18 protein-coding genes and 1 pseudogene are annotated in these 22,665 nt (G+C 72.4%); 10 read left to right on the forward strand and 9 right to left on the reverse strand.

Translation table 11 applies throughout. The features are described 5' to 3' along the window. Positions 1-5: 5 nt before the first annotated feature. Complete coding sequence (locus AB0411_RS02205) at positions 6-1,106, forward strand: calcium:proton antiporter (RefSeq protein WP_366415260.1); 1,101 nt, start codon at positions 6-8, stop codon at positions 1,104-1,106. 224 nt (positions 1,107-1,330) lie between these two features. Here AB0411_RS02205 and AB0411_RS02210 read toward each other — a convergent pair. Both AB0411_RS02210 and AB0411_RS02215 read right to left on the reverse strand, forming a co-directional pair. Continuing rightward, a pseudogene (locus AB0411_RS02210) lies at positions 1,331-1,405 on the reverse strand (PadR family transcriptional regulator); the annotation flags it as partial. 168 nt (positions 1,406-1,573) lie between these two features. After that, positions 1,574-2,047: a carboxymuconolactone decarboxylase family protein gene (locus AB0411_RS02215; RefSeq protein ID WP_366415261.1), complete on the reverse strand. Its 474-nt coding sequence runs from the start codon at positions 2,045-2,047 to the stop codon at positions 1,574-1,576. Between the two features lie 276 nt (positions 2,048-2,323). On the opposite strand from AB0411_RS02215, the gene AB0411_RS02220 reads away from it, so the two are divergent. Then, positions 2,324-2,704 (forward strand): VOC family protein, encoded by a 381-nt coding sequence (locus AB0411_RS02220; RefSeq protein WP_366415262.1) that lies wholly within the window; start codon positions 2,324-2,326, stop codon positions 2,702-2,704. A gap of 57 nt (positions 2,705-2,761) precedes the next feature. Here AB0411_RS02220 and AB0411_RS02225 read toward each other — a convergent pair whose 3' ends face one another. Continuing rightward, a complete protein-coding gene (locus AB0411_RS02225; RefSeq protein WP_366415263.1) occupies positions 2,762-4,714 on the reverse strand; it encodes an APC family permease in 1,953 nt (650 codons plus the stop codon). A 194-nt stretch (positions 4,715-4,908) separates the two neighbouring features. Between AB0411_RS02225 and AB0411_RS02230 the strand changes: the two genes are divergently transcribed. Beyond that, entirely contained in the window at positions 4,909-5,772 is an 864-nt protein-coding gene (locus tag AB0411_RS02230; protein ID WP_366415264.1) for a polysaccharide deacetylase family protein, read from the forward strand. A gap of 298 nt (positions 5,773-6,070) precedes the next feature. Here the strand turns inward: AB0411_RS02230 and AB0411_RS02235 are convergent, their stop codons facing one another. Then, positions 6,071-6,808, reverse strand: a complete 738-nt coding sequence (locus tag AB0411_RS02235) for an SDR family NAD(P)-dependent oxidoreductase (protein WP_366415265.1) — start codon at positions 6,806-6,808, stop codon at positions 6,071-6,073. 283 nt (positions 6,809-7,091) lie between these two features. Here AB0411_RS02235 and AB0411_RS02240 point away from each other — a divergent pair, with 283 nt between their 5' ends. From AB0411_RS02240 to AB0411_RS02255, 4 genes are all read left to right on the forward strand, one after another. After that, entirely contained in the window at positions 7,092-9,368 is a 2,277-nt protein-coding gene (locus tag AB0411_RS02240) for an MMPL family transporter (protein ID WP_366415266.1), read from the forward strand. Between the two features lie 51 nt (positions 9,369-9,419). Then, positions 9,420-10,391, forward strand: coding sequence for a non-homologous end-joining DNA ligase (gene ligD / locus AB0411_RS02245; protein WP_366415267.1), 972 nt, complete (start codon positions 9,420-9,422; stop codon positions 10,389-10,391). A 76-nt stretch (positions 10,392-10,467) separates the two neighbouring features. Next, positions 10,468-11,556 carry a glutathione S-transferase family protein gene (locus AB0411_RS02250; protein WP_366415268.1) on the forward strand — a complete coding sequence of 363 codons (1,089 nt, stop codon included), beginning with the start codon at positions 10,468-10,470 and terminating at the stop codon, positions 11,554-11,556. 202 nt (positions 11,557-11,758) lie between these two features. Beyond that, entirely contained in the window at positions 11,759-12,058 is a 300-nt protein-coding gene (locus tag AB0411_RS02255) for a hypothetical protein (RefSeq protein ID WP_366415269.1), read from the forward strand. Between the two features lie 33 nt (positions 12,059-12,091). Here the strand turns inward: AB0411_RS02255 and AB0411_RS02260 are convergent, their stop codons facing one another. Beyond that, positions 12,092-13,420, reverse strand: coding sequence for a PLP-dependent aminotransferase family protein (locus AB0411_RS02260; RefSeq protein WP_366415270.1), 1,329 nt, complete (start codon positions 13,418-13,420; stop codon positions 12,092-12,094). A 101-nt stretch (positions 13,421-13,521) separates the two neighbouring features. Here AB0411_RS02260 and AB0411_RS02265 point away from each other — a divergent pair, with 101 nt between their 5' ends. After that, positions 13,522-14,349 carry an alpha/beta fold hydrolase gene (locus AB0411_RS02265; RefSeq protein ID WP_366415271.1) on the forward strand — a complete coding sequence of 276 codons (828 nt, stop codon included), beginning with the start codon at positions 13,522-13,524 and terminating at the stop codon, positions 14,347-14,349. 106 nt (positions 14,350-14,455) lie between these two features. Here AB0411_RS02265 and AB0411_RS02270 read toward each other — a convergent pair whose 3' ends face one another. Continuing rightward, on the reverse strand, positions 14,456-15,292 hold the full coding sequence (locus AB0411_RS02270; RefSeq protein WP_366415272.1) for a class I SAM-dependent methyltransferase: 837 nt from the start codon (positions 15,290-15,292) through the stop codon (positions 14,456-14,458). 351 nt (positions 15,293-15,643) lie between these two features. Here AB0411_RS02270 and AB0411_RS02275 point away from each other — a divergent pair, with 351 nt between their 5' ends. Beyond that, positions 15,644-17,245, forward strand: coding sequence for an alpha/beta fold hydrolase (locus AB0411_RS02275; protein ID WP_366415273.1), 1,602 nt, complete (start codon positions 15,644-15,646; stop codon positions 17,243-17,245). A 60-nt stretch (positions 17,246-17,305) separates the two neighbouring features. Here the strand turns inward: AB0411_RS02275 and AB0411_RS02280 are convergent, their stop codons facing one another. After that, positions 17,306-18,193, reverse strand: coding sequence for a DUF6424 family protein (locus tag AB0411_RS02280; RefSeq protein WP_366415274.1), 888 nt, complete (start codon positions 18,191-18,193; stop codon positions 17,306-17,308). 607 nt (positions 18,194-18,800) lie between these two features. Here AB0411_RS02280 and AB0411_RS02285 point away from each other — a divergent pair. After that, the gene (locus tag AB0411_RS02285) at positions 18,801-20,021 is read left to right on the forward strand and encodes a hypothetical protein (RefSeq protein WP_366415275.1); all 1,221 of its coding nucleotides are present in this window, start codon (positions 18,801-18,803) and stop codon (positions 20,019-20,021) included. Here AB0411_RS02285 and AB0411_RS02290 read toward each other — a convergent pair. Both AB0411_RS02290 and AB0411_RS02295 read right to left on the reverse strand, forming a co-directional pair. After that, positions 20,005-21,822 carry an asparagine synthase-related protein gene (locus AB0411_RS02290; RefSeq protein WP_366415276.1) on the reverse strand — a complete coding sequence of 606 codons (1,818 nt, stop codon included), beginning with the start codon at positions 21,820-21,822 and terminating at the stop codon, positions 20,005-20,007. The genes AB0411_RS02285 and AB0411_RS02290 overlap by 17 nt on opposite strands. Before the next feature lies 1 nt (position 21,823). Further along, complete coding sequence (locus tag AB0411_RS02295) at positions 21,824-22,321, reverse strand: lasso peptide biosynthesis B2 protein (RefSeq protein ID WP_366415277.1); 498 nt, start codon at positions 22,319-22,321, stop codon at positions 21,824-21,826. Positions 22,322-22,665 lie beyond the last annotated feature (344 nt).

Consider the following 22,665-nt stretch of genomic DNA (forward strand, 5'->3'; position numbering starts at 1 on the left):
GACGCATGATCGCCGGACTCCGCTCGTCCGTCCTGCACTGGACCGGTGTGCTGCCGGTGCTGGCCGTGGTGCTGCTGGCCCTGGCCTGGGGCCGCTCGCTGCCCGTCGCCCTGGTGGTGCTGGTGTGCTGCTTCCTGGCCGGGGCGGTGCTGGCCGCGGTGCACCATGCGGAGGTGATCGCGCACCGGGTGGGTGAGCCGTTCGGGTCGCTGGTGCTGGCGGTCGCGGTGACCGTCATCGAGGTGGCGCTGATCGTCGCGCTGATGGCCGACGGCGGCACCAAGAGCGCCACGCTGGCCCGGGACACCGTCTTCGCGGCGGTGATGATCACCTGCAACGGCATCGTGGGCCTGGCCCTGCTGGTCGGCTCGCTCCGGCGCAAGGTCGCCGTCTTCAACCCCGAGGGCACCGGCGCGGCACTGGCGACCGTCACCACGGTGGCGGGCCTGAGCCTGGTCCTGCCGACGTTCACCACCAGCACGCCGGGCCCGCGCTTCTCCACCCCGCAGCTGATCTTCGCCGCGCTGGCCGCGCTGGTCCTCTACGGCATGTTCGTGACCACCCAGACGGTCCGGCACCGGGACTACTTCCTGCCGGTGACGACGTCCGGCGAGGTGATCCACGGCGAGGACCACGCCGACCCGCCCTCCGCACGGGCCGCACTGACCAGCCTGGGACTGCTGGCCCTGGCGCTGATCGCGGTGGTCGGCCTGGCCAAGACGGTGTCACCGGCCATCGAGTCCGGTGTGATCGCGGCCGGGCTGCCCTCGTCCGTGGTGGGCGTGGTGATCGCGCTGCTGGTCCTGCTGCCGGAGAGCATCGCGGCGGTCCGCGCGGCGCACCGCGACCGGGTGCAGACGAGCCTGAACCTCGGCCTCGGCTCGGCGATGGCCAGCATCGGCCTGACCATCCCGGCCGTGGCACTGGCCACCGTCTGGCTGCCGGTCCCCCTGGTCCTGGGCCTGGGCGCGAGTCATATGGTGCTGCTCGCCCTGACCGTGGCCGTCGGCACCCTGACGGTGATCCCCGGCCGCGCCACCCCGCTGCAGGGCGGCGTCCATCTGGCCCTGCTGGCGGCGTACCTCGTGCTGGCGGTCAGCCCGTAGGACGAGCAGGAAGGCGCAGGCCGGCGGCGCCGCCGCCACCCACGCGGGCGAGCGGCGCCGGGCCGTCTTCCCGGCACCCGTCTCGCCCGTCGCCCCGGCCAAGTCCCCGGCGCCGGACTCCTGGAGTGCGGTGGCGACGATGACGCGCGGGTCGCCCGGTTCGCGCAGGATCTCCGCATCGCTGCCGGGCCGCCCGGCGAGCGCCGTCTCGATGTGCTCGGCGTCTCCACCTCCCGCAGCAGCTCCACCCCGTACCGGGCGCCGTCGCGCATCAGGGCGAGCACGCAGTCCTCCAGCACGCCCTTGCGGAGTTGGCTCGCGGCCCCGCGTCCTCACGGCACGCCACGGGGGCCGGTGCCGGGGCGGAACAGCCCACGGCAGCGGCCCCCGACCCGAGCCCCGGCCCCGGCCAGGCACTCCGGCGCTCCGGCAGCCGGAACTCCGGCAACCGGCGCTCCCGACTCCGGCTATCCGAACTGCCCGGGCTGGTAGTCGCCCGCGGGCTGCCGGGTCATCACGTTCAGGCGGTTGAAGGCGTTGATGAGGGCGATCTGGGACACCAGGGCGGTGAGCTGCTCCTCGTCGTAGTGCTCGGCGGCGTTCGCCCAGGCCTCGTCCGTGACCCCGCCGGCCGCATCCGCGATACGGGTGCCCTGCTCCGTCAGCTCCAGCGCGGCGCGCTCGGCCTCGGTGAAGACCGTGGCCTCCCGCCAGGTCGCGACCAGGTTGAGGCGCACCGACGTCTCACCGGCGTGCGCGGCGTCCTTGGTGTGCATGTCGAGGCATCCGGCGCAGCCGTTGATCTGGCTCGCGCGGATCTTCACCAGTTCCTGTGTCGCGGCGGGCAGCGCCGCGGACGCGGCCTCCTTGGCCGCCGCGACGAAGTGCTTGAGGATCTTGCCTGCGATCGGGTTGCCGATGAGGTGCAAACGGGCATCCATGGCGGGCTCCTTGGCCGTTGTCGATGACTACACACCTAGGACCGGACGACGCAGCGGGATGTGACATGCCCGCATGTGACGTGCGTCTCCCCCGCGTACGCCGCCCGCCGCTCCCACCGCTCCTCCGCCCGTGGGACCAGGTCCAGCGGACCAGGACCACCGTCGGCGGACCAGGACCAACGGCCGATCGCGTCCCCGTCGGCCCGGCCGGTACGTTCCTCGGGCAGCCGTCCGACGGGGCCCCGGCGGGGACCCGGTGTCCTCAGGGGAACCCCTATGCGCGTCATCGCCTTCGACCACCTCGTGCTGAACGTCGCCGACATCGAGCGGTCGCTCGCCTTCTACTGCGGGCAACTCGGCCTGGAGCCGGTCCGGGTGGATGGCTGGCGCGCGGGCGAGGTGCCCTTCCCCTCCGTGCGGGTGAGCCCGACGACCCTCATCGACCTGACCCAGGGGCCCCGCGAGGGCTCCAATGTCGACCACCTCTGCCTGGTGGTCGAGCCCCTCGACTGGCAGGAGGTCATCGACTCGGGCGAGTTCACGGTGGTCGACGGCCCGGGGCCGCGCTTCGGCGCCCGCGGCGACGGCCAGTCCCTGTACGTCGACGACCCGGACGGCAACACCGTCGAACTCCGCTGGTACCCGCAGGACGCCTAGAGGCGGTACCCCGGGGAGAGGCCCTCCAGGGGCGCCGCCCGGCTCCTGGTCGGTGCGTCAGGTGCGCCGCCCCGGCGCATGGTCGGCGTCGCGCGCACGGCCCGACGGGAGCCGGTAGGGCACGCTGACCACACTCACCTCCGGTGTGAACAGCAGCCGGGCCTTGAGGCGCAGGGCGCTCTGGTTGTGCAGCGGCTGTTCCCACCAGCGGCCGACGAGGTACTCGGGGAGGACGATCGTGACGGCGCCGCGCGGGTGCCGAGCGCAGATGTCCAGGACGTAGTCGATCACCGGCCGGGTGAAGTCCCGGTAGGGCGAGCTGAGCACCCGGAGCGGCACCTCGATGTCGTGGGCGTCCCACTGCTCGCGCAGCCCCCGCACATCGCGGGGATCGACCGCCACGATCAGCGCGTCCAGCGACGTGGGACGCATCGCGCGGGCGTAACCGAGGGCCTTGAGGGTGGGCGCGTTCAGGGCGTTGACCAGCACCAGCACAAAGTTCCCGGCCGGCTCCCAGGGCCGGGCGTCGGGGGCGACCGCCAGGGCCCGTGCCACCCGGTCGTAGTGCTGGTGCACCGCGCGCATCCCCAGGAAGAGCAGCGGCATGGCGATCACCACGATCCATGCGCCGTGCGTGAACTTGGTGATCAGCACGACGATCAGGACCACGCCGGTGAGCACCGCGCCGACCGCGTTGATCGCCTGGGAGCGCCGGTGCCGGACCCGCTCCCGGGCCGGCAGTCCGGGGGCGGCGAGTACGGTCCGCCAGTGCCGGACCATGCCGGTCTGGGAGAGCGTGAAGGAGACGAACACGCCGATGATGTAGAGCTGGATGAGGTGGGTGAGCTCCGCCTTGAACAGCACGATCAGCCCGATGGCGGCCAGCGCGAGCAGGATGATGCCGTTGGAGAAGACCAGCCGGTCGCCCCGGTTGCGCAGTTGCCGGGGGACGTAGAGGTCCTCGGCGAGGATCGACGCCAGCATCGGGAAGCCGTTGAAGGCGGTGTTGGCGGCGAGGATCAGCACCCCGGCCGTGAAGGCCTGCAGGAGGTAGAAGAGGACGGTGACCTCGCCGAAGGTGGCGCGGGCGATCTGGGCGAGGGCGGTGGAGGTCGGGGTGCCCGGCGGCAGGCCCAGCTCGGTGGGCTCCACCGCGACGTGCACGTCGTAGAGCATCGCCAGGGCCGTGATCCCGGCGAACATGGTGACGGAGAAGAACCCCATGACCAGCAGCGTGGTGGCGGCGTTGCGGCTCTTGGGCCTGCGGAAGGCGGGCACTCCGTTGCTGATCGCCTCCACACCGGTCAGCGCGGTGCAGCCGGAGGCGAAGGCCCGCATCCCGAGCAGGACCAGCGCCAGGCCGGTGTAGGAGGAGACGGCGTGCAGCGGCAGGCCGGCGGACTCGGCGCGGGGCGTCGCACCGGTGGCGATCCGGACCGCCGCGAACGCGAACATCAGGTAGATGAAGAGGACGAACCCGTAGGTGGGGACGGCGAAGACCCGCCCCGACTCCCGTACGCCGCGCAGGTTCATCATCGCCAGCAGCGCCACGAATCCGACGGACAGTGCCAGGTCATGGCCGCCGAGCGAGGGAATCGCGGAGGTGATCGCGGCGACGCCGGAGACGACGGACACGGCCACGGTGAGCACATAGTCCACGAGCAGCGCGCTGGCCGCGGTGAGCGCCGCGTTGCGCCCGAGGTTCCGTGCGCTGACCAGGTAGGCCCCGCCGCCTCCGGGATACGCGTAACAGGTCTGCCGGTAGGACGCCACCACGACCACCAGCACCAGCACGATGGCGGCCGCGGCGTACCAGGTCAGATGGAGCAGAGCGATCCCGCCGAGGCCGACGACCAGCAGGATCTCCTCGGTGGCGTACGCGACCGAGGAGAGCGGGTCGCTGCAGAAGATCGGTAGCGCCAGTCGCTTCGGCAGCAGCGTCTCGCCGAGCCGCGCGCTGTCCAGCGGACGGCCCACCATCATCCGCTTCGGCCTGAAGAATTGGCTCATAGGCGGTCAAACTAGGGGCGGTTCCGCGGGGGCAGAGGGAGGCTCGCGGGGCCGTCGCACCTCGCGGCCGGGGGCCCGCCGCCCCCTTCGGCCGCTGCCCGCCCGGCCGGCCCGTGCGGGCCGATCGGGTGCGGATGCCGCCCGCGCCGGTGTCGTTCCCGCGCCCGTCGCGGACCGCGTGAGAGCACGTGGAGATGGCATCCGACAAGCGCACGCCCACGCGGCGGAGGTTCCTGCAGGCCGCGGTCGTGGTCGGTGCGCTCGCCGCCGGCCGCGCCCTGCTCCCGCCCGGCGGCGCCCCGGAGACCATGGACCCGCCGCGGGCCCGGCCCCGCCCGCCCAGGCCGCCCGACACCACGGCCGGATCGCGCTCCGCCGCCGGTGCGGCGCACACTCCGGAGCCCTACCGGCTCCGCCCGATGGCCGGCGAGACCTCCCGCTCCGGCCCGGGCGCCTCGCCCCCGCACCCGGACGTCGCCTTCCACCTCGCCGGCGCGCACCGGGAAATCTTCCTCACCTTCGACGACGGCCCCCACCCCCGGTACACCCCGGACATCCTGCGGATCCTGCGTCGCCACGGGGTCCGGGCCACGTTCTTCGTCATCGGCGAGAACGTGGCCGAATTCCCCGGCCTGCTGTGGGACATCGCCGACGAGGGCCATGCCGTCGGCAATCACACCTGGACCCATCCGCAGCTCACCACGCTGCCGCCGGGCGCCGTCCGCGGGGAACTCGGCCGCACCAGCAGCCTGATCGAGGACATCCTCGGCACCGCCCCCGACCTGGCCCGCGCCCCGTACGGCGAGTGGGACGATGCCTCGCTCGACATCTGCAACGACCTCGGGATGTCCCCCGTCGGCTGGGCGATCGACTCCCAGGACTGGACCCTCCCCGGGGCGGAGACCATCGCGTACACCGTCCTGGAGGCGATGCATCCCGGCGCGATCGTCCTGTCGCACGACGGGGGCGGCCGGCGTCGGCAGACCGTCGAGGCGCTGGAGTGGTACCTGCCGCGCCTGCTGGCCGAGGGCTACCGGCCGCTGCGCATCCGGCCCTGACCGCCGGGACGAGGAGCCCGGGCCGGCCTGGAAGGCCGGCGGCAGGTGAGAGCGGTCACCCGCTGCTCCGGAACTCCGGCCAATGGTTTATCGTTCAATCGGAAGCGGGTGCCGGCACGACGGCGTCCGAGGGCCCTCCCCAGGGAAGCCGGCCCACCGCCGCGCGGCAGCAGGCCCCGAGGGGCCGCCGCCGTCACCGCCCGCGCCACCAGAGCCGCCCCGGCCGAATTCCCCCGTTCGGCCGGGGCTTCCCCTTGTCCGGCGCGCGGACGACGCGCTCGGTACGGGGGCGACGCGGTCAGCGCAGGTACGACGCGCCGTTGACGTCGAGCACCGTCCCCGAGCTCCAGACCGCCGCGGGCGAGGCCAGATAGTGGACGGCGGACGCCACCTCCTCGGGCGAGGCGACCCGGCCGAACGGGCTCTGCTGCCGGACGTCGTCGGTGAGGCGGTCCCCGACCCGCTCGGTGGCCACGAATCCGGGCGCCACGGAGGCCACGCCGATGCCGTACGGCGCCAGATGGACGGCCAGCGACTGCCCCATCGCGTGCAGCCCCGCCTTGGACGCGCCATAGGCCGGGTGCTCGGGCTCACCGCGGAACGCCCCGCGCGACCCGATGTTGATGATCCGGCCCTCCACCTCCCGCTCGATCATGCTCCGGGCCGCGTGGTAGGTGACGTCCGCCGCCCCCAGCAGGTTCACGTCCAGGGTCTGCCGCCAGGCGCTCCGCCAGTCCTCGAACGACGTACGGTCCAGCGGATGGGGAATGTTGGCGGCCGCGTTGTTGACGAGCACATCGACGCCGCCCAGCCCGTCCACGGCCGCCCCGACGATCGCCGCCGCCCCCTGCGGGGTGCTCACATCCCCCTGCACCAGCACATGCCCGGTGCCCGCCAGCCCCTCGAACGCCTCCTGCGCCGCCGCCCGCCGCGACGCGTAGTGCAGCGCGACCCGGTCCCCGTGCGCGGCGAAGATCTCGGCGACCGCCCGGCCGATGCCCCGCGAGGCCCCGGTCACCAGCACCGCCCGGCTCATCGGACGCCCTCCGTCCCGGCGTGCGGACGGCTCGTGCCGCCTGATACGCCACGGGACCACAACCACTCGGCAAACGACCTGGAACGGCTCATCAACAGATCAATCCTTACCTCGTGCCACCAACGTGCGTAACGAATCGTAAGGAGCGGGCCCGCGTCCGGAGGTCCCCACTCCTTCGGACGACACCCGTCTCCCCTTGCCGGCATGCCGCGGCGGCCGGGCCGCCGTTGAATGCTGTGTGTCCGCCTGCGCCGGGAGCGCCGGCCCGCACCGGGAGCACCCCATGTCGTTGCCGAAGACCCCGAGCGCTCCCGCCGCGCCGGCCCCCCGCCCCCGCAAGGAAGCGCTGCGGCGCATCGGCGAGTGGTGCGCCCGCCGCTGCGTCCTGGTCATCGTGCTGTGGCTGGTCGCCCTGGCCGGCCTCCAGGTCCTGCAGCGCGCGTACGGCGGTGACTACTCCGACGACTTCGCGCTGCCCGGCGTCCAGTCGACACAGGGCCGCGATGTGCTCCAACGACACGAGCCGAAGGCCGGCGGCTACAGCAGCCAGGTCGTCCTGCACGACACCGGCAAACCGCTGACCGGGTTCCGCAGCCAGATCGACGGCGCCGTCACCGCGCTCGGCAAGCTGCCCGAGGTGCTCTCCGCACAGAACCCGCTGCCCGCGCCCGGCACACCACCCGCCGCACCGCCGCCCGGCACGCCGGACGTCGGCCCGCTGTCCACCGACGGCCGCACCGCGTACATCACCGTGCGGTTCGCCGTGCAGCCCTCCACCCTCGACCCGGACTATCTCCAGGGTGTCGACGCGGCGGTGCGGCCGCTGCGCTCGGCCGGGGTGGAGGTGGAGTACGGCGGGTCGCTGGGCGAGCTGGCCAGGCCCGCGCCCAACGACCTGGTCAGCGAGGTGGTCGGCTTCGCGGTGGCGGTCCTGGTGCTGCTGGTCGGCTTCGGGAGCGTGCTGGCGGCCGGGGTGCCGCTGCTGACCGCGCTGATCGGTGCCGTGTGCGGGCTGGCCTGCCTGGGACTGCTCGCCGCCGTCTTCGTCTTCGCCACCGTCTCCCCCACCCTGGCCACGATGATCGGCCTGGGCGTCGGCATCGACTACGCCCTGTTCCTGATCACCCGGCACCGGCAGAACCTCATGGACGGCGCGGATCCGGTCACCGGCGCGGGGCGGGCCGTGGCCACCAGCGGCCGGGCGGTCCTGGTGTCCGGCTGCACGGTGATCATCGCGCTGATGGGCCTGTGGGTCTCCGGCCTCTCCTTCATCGGCAAGCTGGGGTTGGCGGCCGCCCTCACCGTGGTCTCCGCGGTGCTCGGCGCGCTCACCCTCGTACCGGCCCTGCTCGGGCTGATCGGCCGCCGCATCGACCGGCTCCGCGTCCGCCGGCCGATCGCCGAGACGGAGGCCGCGCCCGGCCAGGAGGCCCGCGGCACCTGGCACCGGTACGCGCAGCGGGTGGAGCGCCGCCCGTGGTGGTACCTGGCGGGCGGGGTGCTCGTCATCGTGGTGCTGGCCCTCCCGGTGTTCTCGATCCAGCTGGGCCACATCGGCGACGGCGCCGACCCGAAGTCCTTCACCGACCGGCGCGCCTACGACCTGATGTCCTCCGCGTTCGGGCCGGGCTCCAACGGCCCGCTGACCCTGGTCGTCGACGAGTCCGCGGTGCCGCAGGCGGACCGCCCGATGGTGGCGGCGCAGGCGCAGAAGGTGCTGACGAAGGTGCCGGGCGCCGCCTTCGTCACCCCGCTGAAGGCCACGCCGGACGGCGAGGTGCTGACCGGTACCGCGTACTCCGCCCAGGCCCCGCAGAACGCGGCCACCACCGACCTGGTCAACCGCCTCGAGCACGACCTCCTGCCCCGGGCCGTGAAGGGGACCGACGCGCACGGCTATGTGACGGGCACGACCGCCGCCCAGGCGGACTTCCTCGACCTCGTCGCCGGCCGGCTCCCGCTGATCATCGCCGTGGTCGTCGCCCTCGCGTTCCTCATCATCCTGACCGTCTTCCGCGGGGTGCTGGTCGCCCTGAAGGCGGCGGTGCTCAACGTCCTGTCGATCGCCGCCTCGTACGGGGTGGTGGTGGCGGTCTTCCAGTGGGGCTGGGGCGGGCCGGCCCTCGGGGTCTCGGGCACGGTGCCGATCGAGAGCTATGTGCCGATGATGATGTTCGCGATCGTCTTCGGACTGAGCATGGACTACGAGATCTTCCTGCTGTCGCGGGTGCACGAGGCGTGGCTGCGGACGGGCGAGGCGAAGGCGAGCGTGGCGCACGCGCTGGAGATCACCGCCCGGGTGATCACCTGTGCCGCACTGATCATGGTGAGCGTGTTCGCCGCGTTCATCATCAGCGACAACACCGTGGTGAAGATGCTGGGCCTCGGCTTGGCCGTGAGCGTGCTGATCGATGCCACCGTGGTCCGGCTGCTGCTGGTCCCCGCGGTGATGACGCTGCTGGGCCGGGCGGCGTGGTGGACGCCGCGGTGGCTCGACCGGATCCTGCCGCACGTGCGCACCGAGGGCGAGGAACAGCTCCCCACGACCGGTCCGGCCTGACCCGCCCGCATCCGATCTGCGCGCGCCCCCGGATCCGACGACCATCGACATATGGCCCCGCACGCCGAGCCCGGCTCGGCCCCGTACCCCGTGATCCGGCCGATGCTGGCCACGGTCGGTCCGCTGCCCGCCGCGCACGAGGAGGCGGCCTGGGCGTTCGAGGCCAAATGGGACGGTGCGCGCTGCATCGTCAGCACCCCCGGCGACGGCACGGTCCGGCTGGTCACCCGGGCGGGCAACGACGCGACCTCGACGTATCCGGAGCTGGGGCCGCTGGGCGACCAGCTGCGGGGCCGGTCCGCGGTGCTCGACGGCGAGGTGGTGGTCCTGGACGCCCGCGGGCGGCCGGACTTCGGGCTGCTGCAGCGCCGGATGGGCGTGGTGAACCCGCGCCGCACGGCCCGGCTGGCCATGGAGCACCCCGTGCACCTCGTCCTCTTCGACCTGATGTACCTGGACGGGTCGCTGCTCGGTTCGCCCTATTACGAGCGCCGCCGCCTGCTGTCCGGGCTGGGGCTGCGCGGCCCGAACTGGTCGGCGCCCGAGTATGTGGCGGGCCATGGGCAGCAGGCCTGGGAGGCCTCGTTGCAGGGCGGCCTCGAAGGCGTGGTGGCCAAGCGGCTGGCCTCCGCGTACCTGCCGGGGGTCCGGTCGCCCGAGTGGCGCAAGACGAAGCATCTGCTGACCCTCGACGTGCTCATCGGGGGCTGGACCGAGGGCCACGGCGGGCTGGCCGGGCTGCCGGGTTCCGTGCTGGCAGGGGTCGCCGAGCCCGCGGGGCTGCGGTACGTCGGCTCTGTCGGCTCGGGGCTGTCCGACCGGGAGCGGCAGGAGCTGGCGCTGTACCTGGGCGTGATCTCGCGCGAGAGCTCCCCCTTCATCAATCCCGTGGACGCACCGGGCGCGCACTGGGCCGAGCCCCGGCTCGTCGCCGAGATCACGCTCAGCGGCTGGACCTCGGCCGGCCGGCTGCGGCATCCCGTCTGGCACCGGCTGCGCCCCGATCTGACCCACCTCGGATGAGGGAGGGGAGACCGGCGCCGCGCCGGGAAGGCTCGCCATGGAGGCACCGAGCAACGGACGACGGAAGGAGCCGGTGATGCCCCGCCCCACCGACCGCAGCGCCGACGGCGCACCGGACGGCACCCCGCACGCCACCGCCGAGGGCAACCCGGCGTACGGCAGGAAGCCCTTCACCCGCTCCAAGAGCCACTTCGCCGACCGCATCACCGCGGACGGCCGCGACGGCTGGCCGGTCGAGGCCGGCCGCTACCGCCTGGTGGTCAGCCGCGCCTGCCCCTGGGCGAGCCGAGCCGTCATCTCCCGGCGGCTGCTCGGCCTGGAGGACGCGATCTCGCTGGCCCTCACCGACCCGCTCCAGGACGACCGCAGCTGGCGCTTCACCCTGGAGCCGGACGGCCGCGACCCCGTACTCGGCATCCGCTTCCTGAGCGAGGCCTACGACGCCCGCGAGAAGGGCTACCCCGGCGGCGTCAGCGTCCCCGCCCTCGTCGACGTGCCCAGCGGGCGGCTCGTCACCAACGACTACCAGCAGCTCACCCTGGACTTCGCGACCCAGTGGCGGGCGCTGCACCGGCCCGGCGCCCCCGATCTGTACCCCGAGCCGCTGCGCGAGGAGATCGACATCGTGATGGCGGGCGTCTACCGGGACGTCAACAACGGCGTGTACCGGGCCGGTTTCGCCACCGGGCAGGGCGATTACGAGGCCGCCTTCCACGACCTGTTCCGGCGCCTGGACCTGCTGTCCGTGCGGCTGTCCGACCGGCGCTACCTCGTCGGCGACAGCATCACCGAGGCCGACATCCGGCTGTTCACCACGCTGGTCCGCTTCGACGCCGTCTACCACGGGCACTTCAAGTGCAACCGGTTCAAGCTGGCCGAGGACCCGGTGCTGTGGGCCTACGCCAAGGACCTCTACCAGACCCCCGGCTTCGGCGACACCGTCGACTTCCACCACATCAAGCAGCACTACTACCGGGTGCACACCGGCATCAACCCGACCGGCGTCGTCCCCCTCGGGCCGGACCTCTCCGGCTGGCTGACCCCGCACCACCGCGAGGAGTTGGGCGGACGGCCGTTCGGCGACGGCACCCCGCCCGGCCCGGTCCCGCCGGCCGAGGAGGTCCCGCCCAGCGGACGTCCCGAACCCGCGCCGACCCGCTACTGAACCGGCCCCCGGCCGGCCCGCAGGCCGCCGCCGTCATCCGGCCCCGGCTCCCGGACCGTGAGACCCTGAGAACAGGACAGTGACGGACAGGGACGCCTGCGCCGGCCGGGCCCGTCGGGCCACCGCCTCCCCGCCGCAGGCCACCCGCCCACGCGATCCACCCGCCCCCGCGATCCACGCACTCCAGCGAGGAGTGAGCCCGATGAGGATGGTCCTGACCGCCCGGATACCCACCCCGACAGGCAACGAACTGATCCAGAACGGCGAGCTGTCGAAGATCCTGGAGTCGGCCTACGCCGCCCTGCGGCCGGAGGCGGCCTACTTCACCCTCGGCGACGGCGAGCGCACCGCCTTCTTCTACTTCGACATGAAGGAGTCGTCGCAGATGCCGACCCTCCTCGAATCGTTCTTCATGGACCTGAACGCGAAGGTCTCGCTGCAGCCGGTGATGAACGCGGACGACCTGCGCACCGGACTCTCGGAGCTGATGAGCGGCACCTGACGAGCCGGCGGCCGCGCCCGCCGCCGCCCCCGCTCACTCCGGCGCACCGTCCTCCGGCGCGCCCCGGGCCAGCCCGGCCAGGACATCGAGCGCCCCGGCCAGAGTGCCGGCCGGCGGCGAGGCGAGGGCCAGGCGGACGGCGTTGGGCGCATGGCCCGACCCGACGGTGAACGCCCCGGAGGGGGTGACCGCGATGCCGCGACGGGCAGCGGCGGCGACGAAGGTGTCGGCCCGCCAGGGGTCCGGCAGTTCCCACCAGCAGTGATACGCGTGCGGATCGGCCCGCACCCGGAAGCCGGCGAGCCGCTCGGCGACGAGGCGCTGGCGCGCGGCGGCATCGGCGCGCTTCTCCTCCTCGACGGCCGCCGCGGTCCCGTCGGCCATCCAGCGGGTGCCCGCGTCGAGCGCGAAGCGGGGGGCCGCCCAGGTCCCCGACCTGAGGGCCGTCCCGACGTCCTGGGTGGCACCGGCGGGCACCGCGAGGAACCCCAGCGAGAGCCCGGGCGCGAGCCGCTTGGACAGGCTGTCGACGAGCACGGTGCGCTCCGGCGCGAGGGCCGCGAGGGGCGGCAGGTCGGGGCGGAGGAATCCGTAGATGGCGTCCTCGATGGCGTGGATGTCCAACTCCCGCAGAAGCGCGGCGAGTTCGGCGCGGCGATGGTCGGGCATCGTGATGCCCAGCGGGTTGTGCAGGGCCGGCTGGACGTAGACGGCGCGCAGCGGGGCGGCGGCCCGCAGCGCCTCGGGGGTCGGACCGTGCTCGTCCATGGCGAGCGGCACGAGGGTGACGCCGAGGCGGGCCGCGATGCCCTTCACGACGGGGTAGGTCAGCGCCTCGACGCCGAGGCGCTCACCGGCCGGGACCAGTGCGGCGACCGCGGCGGCCACCGCCTGCCGGCCGTTGCCCGCGAAGAGCAGCTGCCCGGGGTCCGGTGCCCAGCCGGCGCGGGCGAGGTGGGCGGCCGCGGCCCGGCGGGCCGCGGCCGTGCCGGCGGCGCCGACCGGGTGGAGTGCGGCGGCCAGGGCGTCGGGGCGCGCCAGGTGTTCCAGGCTCTTGGCGAGGAGCGCGGGGTGGTGCGGCAGAACGGGGAAGTTCATCTCCAGGTCGACGCGGGCGCCGACCGGCTCGGCGAGGGCGGGCTCGTCCGCGGGTGCGGCGTCGCGCACGAAGGTGCCGCGGCCGACTTCGCCCACCGTCAGGCCACGTCGGCTCAGTTCCTGGTACACCCGGGCCGCCGTCGAGCTCGCGATGCGCCGGTTCCTGGCGAACCGGCGGAGCGGCAGCAGCCGGTCACCGGGGCGGAGCCGGCCGGCGGCGATATCGGCCGCGAGTTCATCGGCAATCGCGCGATAGTCGTCCATCGCCCACTCCCACATTGCACCGAGTACATTTTTCACATTGCACCGAGAGATTGCCCTCTATAGCATCGAGGAGTCAAGCCACAGCAGAGGGGGAACCTCCCATGGGATCGGTCTTTCGCGGGGACATCGCCGTCGGGTACGAGGACGAGGGCAGCGGCGAGGCGCTGCTGCTCGTCCACGGACACCCCTTCAACCGTTCGATGTGGCGCCCGCAGACCGAGCGCTTCAGCCGGGCCGGATGGCGGGTGATCGCCCCGGACCTCCGGGGCTACGGGGACAGCGCCGTCGTGCCCGGCACGACCCCGCTGGCGACCTTCGCCCGCGACCTCGTCGACCTGCTCGACCACCTCGGGATCGAGCGCTGCGTCCTCGGCGGCCTCTCGATGGGCGGCCAGATCGCGATGGAGTGCTACCGGCTCTTCCCGGAACGGATACGGGGCCTGGTGTTCGCCGACACCTTCGCCTCGGCGGAGACCGCGGACGGCAGGACCGCGCGGTACGCCATGGCGGAGCGCCTGCTGCGCGAGGGCATGGACGGCTATGCGCACGAGGTGCTGGCCAAAATGATCTCCCCGGCCACGATCGCCTCCCGGCCGGACGTCGCCGCGCACGTCCTGCGGATGATGACCACCACGCCCCCCGAAGGCGCGGCCGCCGCACTCCGCGGCCGCGCCGAACGCCCCGACTACACCGGGCTCTTGTCACATATCGCGGTACCGGCCCTGGTGGTGGTCGGCGCGGACGACGCCTACACCCCGGTGGGCGACGCCCTGGACATCCACGAGCGCGTCCCCGACTCCCGGCTGACGGTCATCGAGCAGGCGGCCCATATGCCGAACCTGGAGCAGTCGGACGCCTTCAATGCGGCGCTGGGCGCCTTCCTCGACGCGCTGGGGAGGACCGCGGCACCGTCCGCGCCGCAAGGCTGAACGCCGGCACGGCCCTCGTACGGCAACGGCGTCGGGGCCCGGCGGCCGGCCCGGCCCCACCCGGCGGCCGCCCCGGGCCCTCACCCGACGGCAGCGTCCGGGCCCCTCATCCGGCGCCACCACCCGGCCCGGCCACCCGCCCGGACGCCAGCAGGGCCCGGTGCGGGAGCACCAGCGCTCCGTCGCTCCCGGTGAACTCCCGTGCCAGCACGACGAATTGCCGGCGGATGCGCTCCGTCACGGCCTCCCCCCGGCTCCGTACGATCCGGCCGATGGTCGCCACCCCCGCCGCCGGGCCGCTCCACCACTCCTCCGGTGTGGTGCGGTGGTCCCAGGACAGCGGCCGGCAGACCGCATCCGTCAGACCCGCGCCCCGCAGCAGACCGACGAGGCCCTCTTCGGTGCGCGGGAAGTCGTCCTCGGGGGCGAGCGCGGGCAGGTCCGGCGGACGGGACACCCCGGCCGCCCGGACGGCGCGGCCGAGCAGCGCCTGCCCCGGCGCGGCGGGAGCCGCCCAGAGCGTCAGCGCGATCCGGCCGCCCGGCCGGGTCACCCGGCGCAGCTCGTCGAGGGCCACCCGCGGCCGCCCCACATGATGGAGGACGAAATTGCCGACCACGGCGTCGAACTGCCCGTCTCCATAGGGAAGGTGCGGCAGTGCGGCGATCTGGACGCATGCGCCGGGGACGGCACGGGCGGCACGCCGGGCCATATCGGGCTCGGCGTCCACGGCCACCACCCGCGCGCCCCGCGCACAGGCCGCAGCGGCCGCCGACCCCGGGCCCGTGCCGACATCGAGCACCCGCGCGCCCGCGACCACCCCCGCGGCGTCCAGCAACCGCGGCACCGGATGGGCACAGAGCCTGCCGAACCCGGCCTCGTACACGGCCGCGGCCCCCGCCCACGCCCGGCGCTCACTCTCATCGAACGGCGTCTCAGCCACCGCTCCCCCTCTCCCGGCCGGCCACTCGACCGGCAACTCGGCCCGACAGCAAGCCCCGAGACGCGGCCCGGCAGCCAGCCCGGGACCTCGCCCCGGCAATGCCACCAACGATCGACGGGGGACGATCTGCACCATCCTCCCCGCTCCCCACTCCCCGCCCACCGGGTTCACCCTCCCCTCCCACCCCGCCGACTCCCCCTGGCACCAAGGGCGTTACTCACCCGTAACCTACCGATGGGTTACCTCAGGTAAGGCGTGGCCCTTAATCTCCAGTTCACATTCGGGTGGCCGTATGCCCCTCCTGTCCTCGGACAGCGTGCGGCCCGCCCGCGTCGAGATCTGGAGCAGAAGATGAGGCCCTCCCGTACGACACTGCGCGCCGCGATCAGCACCGTCTCCGCCGCGGTGCTCGCCACCACGGTGCTCGCCGGCGCACCGGCCACCGCCCGAGCGGCCGAGCCGGAATCCGCCCCCGCGGCAGCAGCGTCGGGCGCCCCCGCCGTGCGGTTCGTCGACATCCAGGGCGACGGCGGCACCACCCTCAAGGCCAACGTCTTCACTCCGGCCGGCGCCGACGGCACCCGGCGCTACCCGGTCATCGTGCTGCCCACCAGCTGGTCGATGCCGCAGATCGAGTACATGGCGCAGGCCGAGAAGCTGGCCGAGAAGGGCTATGTGGTCGTCGGATACAACTCGCGCGGGTTCTGGCAGTCCGGCGGGGAGATCGACACCGCCGGGCCGAAGGACGTCGCCGACGCCTCGAAGGTCATCGACTGGGCGCTGGCCCACACCCCGGCCGATCCGCAGAAGGTCGGGATGGGCGGTGTCTCCTACGGTGCCGGGATCAGCCTGCTGGCCGCCGCGTCCGACAAGCGGATCAAGGCGGTTGCGGCGCTCAGCGGCTGGGGCGACCTCGTCGGCTCGATCTACAGCGGCCGCACCGAGCACCGGCAGGCCGCGGAGTTCCTGGGCGCCACGGGCGCGCTGACCGGACGCCCCAGCCCCGAATTCCGCACGATCATGAAGGACTTCCTGGCGTCGAACCTGGACAAGGAGAAGGACCTGATCGCGTGGGGCCGCAAGCGCTCTCCCGCCACCTATCTCGACAGGATCAACGCCAACGGCGCCGCCATCATGCTGGGCAACGCCTGGGGCGATTCCATCTTCCCGCCCAACCAGACCGCCGACTTCTACGAGAAGCTGACCGGCCCCAAGCGGCTGGAGTTCCGCCCCGGTGACCACGCCACGGCCGAGGGGCTCGGGCTGTTCGGGCTGCCCAACGACACCTGGACCGACACCCAGCGGTGGTTCGACCACTACCTCAAGGGCGCCGACAACGGCGTCGACCGGGAGTCACCGGTCCTGCTCAAGTCCCGTTCCACCGGCGCGTACGAGGGCTACAAGAGCTGGCAGGACGTCCCGTCCGCGCAGCGGCGGATCGAGCTCGACGGCAGCAAGCAGATCAACACCAACTGGGACTCCGGCGCCGACGGCGGACTGGTCATCCTCTCCAGCATGCTGGACCAGTTCCTCCGGCTGCCGCCGATGGCCTCGATCCCCCTGCTGCCGCGCTCCGTTGCCGCCGTCTGGAAGTCCGAGCACTACGACACCGAGCAGCGGGTCCGGGGGACCACCCGGCTGCACACCACCATGACCAGCACCGCGGAGAGCGGCACCGCCATCGCCTACCTCTACGACGTGGGCCCGCTCGGCATCGGCAAGCTGGTCTCCCATGCGCCGTACACCTTCCACGACAAGACGCCGAACCAGCCCTTCGGCGTGGACCTGGACCTGTTCTCCACGGCCTACGACGTCCCGGCCGGCCACCGTCTCGCGGTGGTCGTGGACACCGTCGACCCGCTGTACAACGAGCACAACCCGAGCGGCGCCCGGCTGACCTTCTCCTCCCCGGCGAACGACCCGTCGTATGTGTCGGTGCCGGTGCGCGACTAGGGCGTGCGCCAAGCGGGGCAACATGGTGCCGTCCGCTCCGGACGGCGAGGGTGGCTCGCGTCAGGTCTGCTGCCGGAAGGCCCGCTGGGCCAGCAGGTCGTCGGCAGCGAGCAGGGCCCCCTCCCCGTCGGTGGCCTGTACTTCTTCGGCCCGGACAGATCGATCCACCGGGCCGGGGGCGGCCAGGCGCTCCGCATACGGCGAGTCGGGATGGGCAGCAAGCAGGCGCACCCGGCCGTCGCCGGAGCCGCGCGGGGAGACCGGCACCACCGCGACCGGGAGCCCTCGGTCGTCCGTGACGAACAGCTCGAAGTCGTCGTACCGGAAGTGGTCGATGTCCACGATGGGCTTCGGGTAGTGGTGGTACCCGGCCGCCTTAGGGAGCACCCCTGAGTGGGTACCGGCGGGCAGCGGAACCGAGGCGTTGAATATCGAGTCCGTCCACTCGGCCACCTGCTCGACAGTCTCTACGGGGGTGTCCAGGAGCCGTTGACCGTGGTCGTAGCCGAAGCTCGCATACCCGGGCAGGGTGTCCGGGAATGCTCCGACCACCCGGGCGGCGCAGCGGCGGATGCGGTCCACCTTCGAAGGGTCCGCGCAGAATTGCGCCGACCACTCGATGCCGAGCGGCAGAAGCAGGCACAACCAGCCGTCGTCGTCCTTCACCCACACTCCGCCGCCGTGGTGGTCCTGATACGGGCCGGGCGCGAACGCCCAGTCCCCCGTGGTCCCGACGAGCTTGACCATCAATTTGCGGCTCGCCCGGTACTGGGAGCTCTCGGTACGGGGCGGATGGTCCGCCACAGTGATGGTCCACGGAAAGTCTTCGTGCTCCGGGTGGCCCCGTTCCGGGCTGTTCATGGCGATCTCCTCGGTGGAGGTCCCGGCTGCGCCGGGAGCAGACTCACATGCGCGAAAGTCAGGGTCGTGCAGGCCGTTGACAGGCATCCGGGGCCCGGGAAAGGCGCTTCGCTGAAATCGGGGAGCAACTACCCTCGGCTGCAGGCCGTGCCACTGCCCGGGAGAATCACAGGTGAGTCGATCCACGGCGCCGGGGAATGTCCCCCGGACGGGCCCGCGCTGATGCCGCGGCGCCTGACTCCAGACCCTCGGCCCATCGCAACGCGGCGAAAGATGAAGCCACTAGCACGTCAAGCTGCCGACTACGGCAGTCATCGACTGCTCCTGTTGCCAGCTCTTGAAATGTGCGACACGGGTGCACACCGCCCCATAGGGGCGATGCTACCTCTGGCCTGGAAGACGCGCCTTCTGGGCAGGGTGACCGGCTCCGGTCTCGACACCGCTCGGCGCGCGTACCACCGGCTCGCACGCGCGGCGGCATCCGAATGGCAACCCGATGGATCGCCACGGACGATGGTGCTCGAACCCTCGGCGCGGCGGCAGATCTCCTGAGTCCGCGCCGCACACGTGCAGGGCACGACCGGCGGCCTCAGGAGGCGATCGCGTGCGGACACCCCCCAGGCCACACTCCCGCCCGCACCCGAAAGCGCGACGGCCCTCGCTGAGCACCTGGCAGTCGCGGGTGACCCTGGCCGTGGTCGTGCTGGTCCTCTTCGGGACCACACTGCTGCTGGCCCAGATCGGCCTCGAGGACTTCGTCCATGATCTGACCTTCGCCGGCCGCCTCACCGGTGCCGCGCTTCTCGTCGTCTCGTTCACCACGCTCGTGGGCGCCGCCGCGGTCCTGGACCACTGGATCCGGCAGAGCTTCCCCTACTCCGGCCTGGTCGCACTGATCGGCACGTTCGCGGCCTTGCTGACCAACGCCATGCTCCTGGTGCAGACGGTCAAGGACGGCGAGTCCACGACCTATCCGGTGCTGTTCGGCGTGCTCACCGCGGGTTCGGCGTACGCGGTCTTCGCGGTGTGGCGGACGTCGGTGGCGATCCCCGCTCCGAAACGGGTGGCCGCCGCGCTGATCGTCTCCTCGGTCATCGCGATCGCCAATTTCGGCTACCAGAACCTCTATCAGCCGTACCAGCGGCAGACCAGGCCTCTCATCACGGTGGCCATGGGAAAGCCGGTGCTGAGCAAGGACCGCACGGCATTCGCCGTACCGGTCGACATCACCCTCCACAACCACGGCGACGTGGGTTTCTACGTGCTCGGCACCGAGTTCCACGCCATGGGGAAACAGGTGCCGCTGAGCACGAAGGACCGGCTCCGACGGCAGTGGCGAACCGATGCCGAGCAGTGGAGCAAGTCCTCGGAAGTGAATCCGCTCTCCCGCCGGGAGATCCACCAGCCCGGCGAGCTGGTCGAGGCGAAACCGTGGATGCAAGATGGCACGTGGATCGAGTCGAACGACACCTACGCCACGCGAGTGGTGGTGCAACTGCCCATGGACACGCCGTACGACCAGGTGGCGTTCTATGCCTCCGCGAGCCTCGCGCGCAAGGACCGGCTCGTGCTGCAGCCGCCGCTCGACTTCGTGGCGTACTCCTGGGGCAGGGAAAAAGTCCCCGGATGGATGAAGCAGCAACAGAAGAACGGTCTTGACTCTCTCATCCACCGTGCCAGGGTGCACGAGAACAATGCGATCGACGAACGCACGAGGGCCCCGCGATTCGTCACCGTCTACTGGACGTTCGGCACGCACGGCGCGCAGGTGCAGACATCCATTACGCGAAAAGGCGAGGAAGGCCGCGTCGCCACCCCGGAGGAAAATCGCCAGACGTCGAGCCGGTACGGCCTCGTCGACCTCGTCACCGGCCCGGTCGAGCGGACCCTGTGGGACATCAAGAGCCAGCGGTGACGGGCACCTCCGCGCCGGGCACGCCGGAACGCCGGTCCAGGCGCTCCAGCCAGGCCACCAGGGCGAGCGAGCTGTTCACGCGGTCCCAGGAGTACGAGTCCCCCAGGCCGAGCTGAGCCTCCCGCACGGCCCGGCACAGCATCTCGACGTCGAACATCTCCGCGATCAGCGGATGCCGGGCGGAGCGGCACAGGGCGATGAGTTCGTCGCCGTGCGTCCGCAGGCCGCGGGCATAGAGGTCGTTGAAGGGCACCTTGACCGCCCTGCCGAGGATCGGGGCCGGGAGGAGATCGGCCATGGCCTCACGGAGCACGGCCTTCGGACGGCCCGGCCGGAACGTGGCTGCGGCAGGCAGCCGGCTCATCGTGGCGACGACCTCCGGGTCGAGGAACGGGTGCGAGAGGAAGAACCCGTCCCTTCGTGCGCGCTGCCAGGACAGCGGGTCGGGAGCGGCGACGTAATTGGCGGCGTCGTACAGCGCCTGTTCCGGCTTGCGTCCGAACACGAACCGGCTCTCCGCGATGCCCGCCTCCCGATAGCCGTGAGCGCGCGCGAATCCGGATCGCAGCCATCGGGGGCGGCTGAAGCTGCCGAGGCCGCCGAGCACCGTTCCGCCGCCGCGGAGCGCGGCGATCCGCTCGGAGGCCAGTGGAAAGGCCGGCTGCACCACGTAGGCGCGGACGATGTCCCGCAAGCCCCGCTCGCTTCCCGAGGCCCAGGCGCGTGCCTGCTCGGTCATCTGCCGGAGCGCTCCCGTGCGGGCCAGCCTGTGCAGGTGGTACGGGTTGGCGTCCACGACCGGATCGGCCCCGCAGCCGGTCAGGAGCGTGTCACAGCCCAGCTCGGCGGCCGCGGCGTGCAGCCTGGCCCAGAAGGGGGCGCGGAAGGCGTGCGCAGAGGGCTCGTCGGCGTCTCCCGCGTGGTGCTGGAAGTCGTCGAAGTCGGCTACGTCGTCGGCATCGACGAGCACGGTGCGGGCCGCGGGGGTGTGACGGCGGATCGCCTCCATCGCGACGTCGAGGTACGGCCGCTCCGCGGCCAGCTCCCCGCGGGAGAAGCGCCCGGCGAGCAGGACCAGGTCCCCGGCGCCGCCCCGTTCCGCGGCCAGCAGGCCTGCGGCGAGCAGCGCGACGCTGGTGGAGTCGGTACCGCCCGAGACATGGCATGCCGTCATGGTGCCCATGCGGCGTCCGACGGCGGTCTCCAGCGCGAGGCGCAACTCCTGCGCGGCCTCATCGAGGCCGGAGCCGTCCGCGGTCGGCTCGGGCGGGCCGGTGGCCCGGCGGGCCCGCCGCGGCGTACGACGGCGCATCTGCCCGGTGAGGGACAGCTCGACCACCTCGCCGCCGAGGACGCGGTGCACCCCGGCGAAAGGGGTGAGGTCCGAGTGCGGTTGTGCCATGTTCCCGGTGAGGTACCGGCAGAAGTAGCGGGGTTCCAGCTCTGTGACGCTCCCCAGGCAGCGGGCCGAGGTGCTCACGGCGCTCACGCGGCCACCGGACTCCCTGAAGAAGAGCGGGATGCGTGCCTGCTCGTCGCGCGTCAGCAGGATGCGGTCGCGGTACACCAGAACAGCCGCGTAGTCGCCGACCGGCACGGGCGGGGCGGCCCCCTGCCTGCCGGAGTCGTCGAGGAGGCCCCGCGCGCCCGCCGCCCGTTCACGGGCCGAGCCGACCCAGCCGACGACGACCGCGGTGCCGGCCCGCGAGGAGACCGTCGTGACGAGCCCCTGACGCGCCATGGCCTCGCTGGGCCGGAGCCTCGGTGCGCCCCCGGCCCACTCGAGGCGGAGCGCTTCCATGTCAGGGTCCTCCGCAGTCGATCGAGAGCACGGGTGTGAAGGCGTGTCCTCGCGGATCGGCGTCGGGGATGCACAGGCCGCCCGAGACTGTCCACGCGTGCAGGGCGAAAGGGTGTTCGCGCACGCCGACGTGGAGTACGGCCTTCAGGCCGCACCGCCGCAGCAGGACGAAGGCCGTCACCGCCTCGGACTTGCAGTCGCCGTTGACCAACCAGCTCCTGCTGCTGTGCGACTGCACTGCCCGTTTCAGCCGTCCGAGCTCCTCCGCGGAGGGGAGATCCGTACGGGCGTAGCCCGGGGCGGCCAAGGACAGCAGCCGCAGGACGCGCCCGAATCCAAGGATCCGGATCAGCAGGTGCACTCCCCCCAGCCAGGGCCCGACGCCCACGCCCGCGTATGTCGTCCGGCGGCGCGTCGCGCACCCGGCACGCATGAGACCGATGACGAGTTCGGCGCGTTCCTCAGGGCTGCCGGAGGCGAATTTCTGAACTTCCGTCATCGCCAATCCGAGAAAACGCGTCCGTTTCCAGTCCGCGATCAGCACTCCGTCGGACATCCGGGTGACACGGCAATGCGGTGACAGGATCCTTGCCATGGCTGCCAGGGCATCGATATCCTCTGCCACCGCATATCCTCCTGGATTCGACCGTGAACGGTGTCAGTGCTGATATCCGTGACCGTCGTAGAATCCGCCGCTGAAGCCGCGGATCAGACAGCCGTTACCGAGAAAAACGAGCCGATGCGGCTTACGGCGCCGCAGCAATCGGAGAACCATCGCCCACCTCCAGAACGGGCAGCACATCAACTCCAGGCTACTCCCGCCCGAATGCCCCGCAACCGGGC

It is taken from the genome of Streptomyces angustmyceticus (assembly GCF_040701845.1).
GTDB lineage: Bacteria > Actinomycetota > Actinomycetes > Streptomycetales > Streptomycetaceae > Streptomyces > Streptomyces angustmyceticus_A.

Excerpts from the sequence above, each read along its gene's own strand:
- AB0411_RS02230 (WP_366415264.1), top strand. The coding sequence starts at position 4,909 with ATGGCATCCGACAAGCGCACGCCCACGCGGCGGAGGTTCCTGCAGGCC.
- AB0411_RS02225 (WP_366415263.1), bottom strand. The coding sequence starts at position 4,714 with ATGAGCCAATTCTTCAGGCCGAAGCGGATGATGGTGGGCCGTCCGCTG.
- AB0411_RS02265 (WP_366415271.1), top strand. The coding sequence starts at position 13,522 with ATGGGATCGGTCTTTCGCGGGGACATCGCCGTCGGGTACGAGGACGAG.
- AB0411_RS02275 (WP_366415273.1), top strand. The coding sequence starts at position 15,644 with ATGAGGCCCTCCCGTACGACACTGCGCGCCGCGATCAGCACCGTCTCC.
- AB0411_RS02250 (WP_366415268.1), top strand. The coding sequence starts at position 10,468 with ATGCCCCGCCCCACCGACCGCAGCGCCGACGGCGCACCGGACGGCACC.
- AB0411_RS02215 (WP_366415261.1), bottom strand. The coding sequence starts at position 2,047 with ATGGATGCCCGTTTGCACCTCATCGGCAACCCGATCGCAGGCAAGATC.
- AB0411_RS02235 (WP_366415265.1), bottom strand. The coding sequence starts at position 6,808 with ATGAGCCGGGCGGTGCTGGTGACCGGGGCCTCGCGGGGCATCGGCCGG.
- AB0411_RS02240 (WP_366415266.1), top strand. The coding sequence starts at position 7,092 with ATGTCGTTGCCGAAGACCCCGAGCGCTCCCGCCGCGCCGGCCCCCCGC.
- AB0411_RS02255 (WP_366415269.1), top strand. The coding sequence starts at position 11,759 with ATGAGGATGGTCCTGACCGCCCGGATACCCACCCCGACAGGCAACGAA.
- AB0411_RS02295 (WP_366415277.1), bottom strand. The coding sequence starts at position 22,321 with ATGACGGAAGTTCAGAAATTCGCCTCCGGCAGCCCTGAGGAACGCGCC.
- AB0411_RS02280 (WP_366415274.1), bottom strand. The coding sequence starts at position 18,193 with ATGCCTGTCAACGGCCTGCACGACCCTGACTTTCGCGCATGTGAGTCT.
- AB0411_RS02205 (WP_366415260.1), top strand. The coding sequence starts at position 6 with ATGATCGCCGGACTCCGCTCGTCCGTCCTGCACTGGACCGGTGTGCTG.
- AB0411_RS02260 (WP_366415270.1), bottom strand. The coding sequence starts at position 13,420 with ATGGACGACTATCGCGCGATTGCCGATGAACTCGCGGCCGATATCGCC.
- AB0411_RS02220 (WP_366415262.1), top strand. The coding sequence starts at position 2,324 with ATGCGCGTCATCGCCTTCGACCACCTCGTGCTGAACGTCGCCGACATC.
- ligD (WP_366415267.1), top strand. The coding sequence starts at position 9,420 with ATGGCCCCGCACGCCGAGCCCGGCTCGGCCCCGTACCCCGTGATCCGG.
- AB0411_RS02290 (WP_366415276.1), bottom strand. The coding sequence starts at position 21,822 with ATGGAAGCGCTCCGCCTCGAGTGGGCCGGGGGCGCACCGAGGCTCCGG.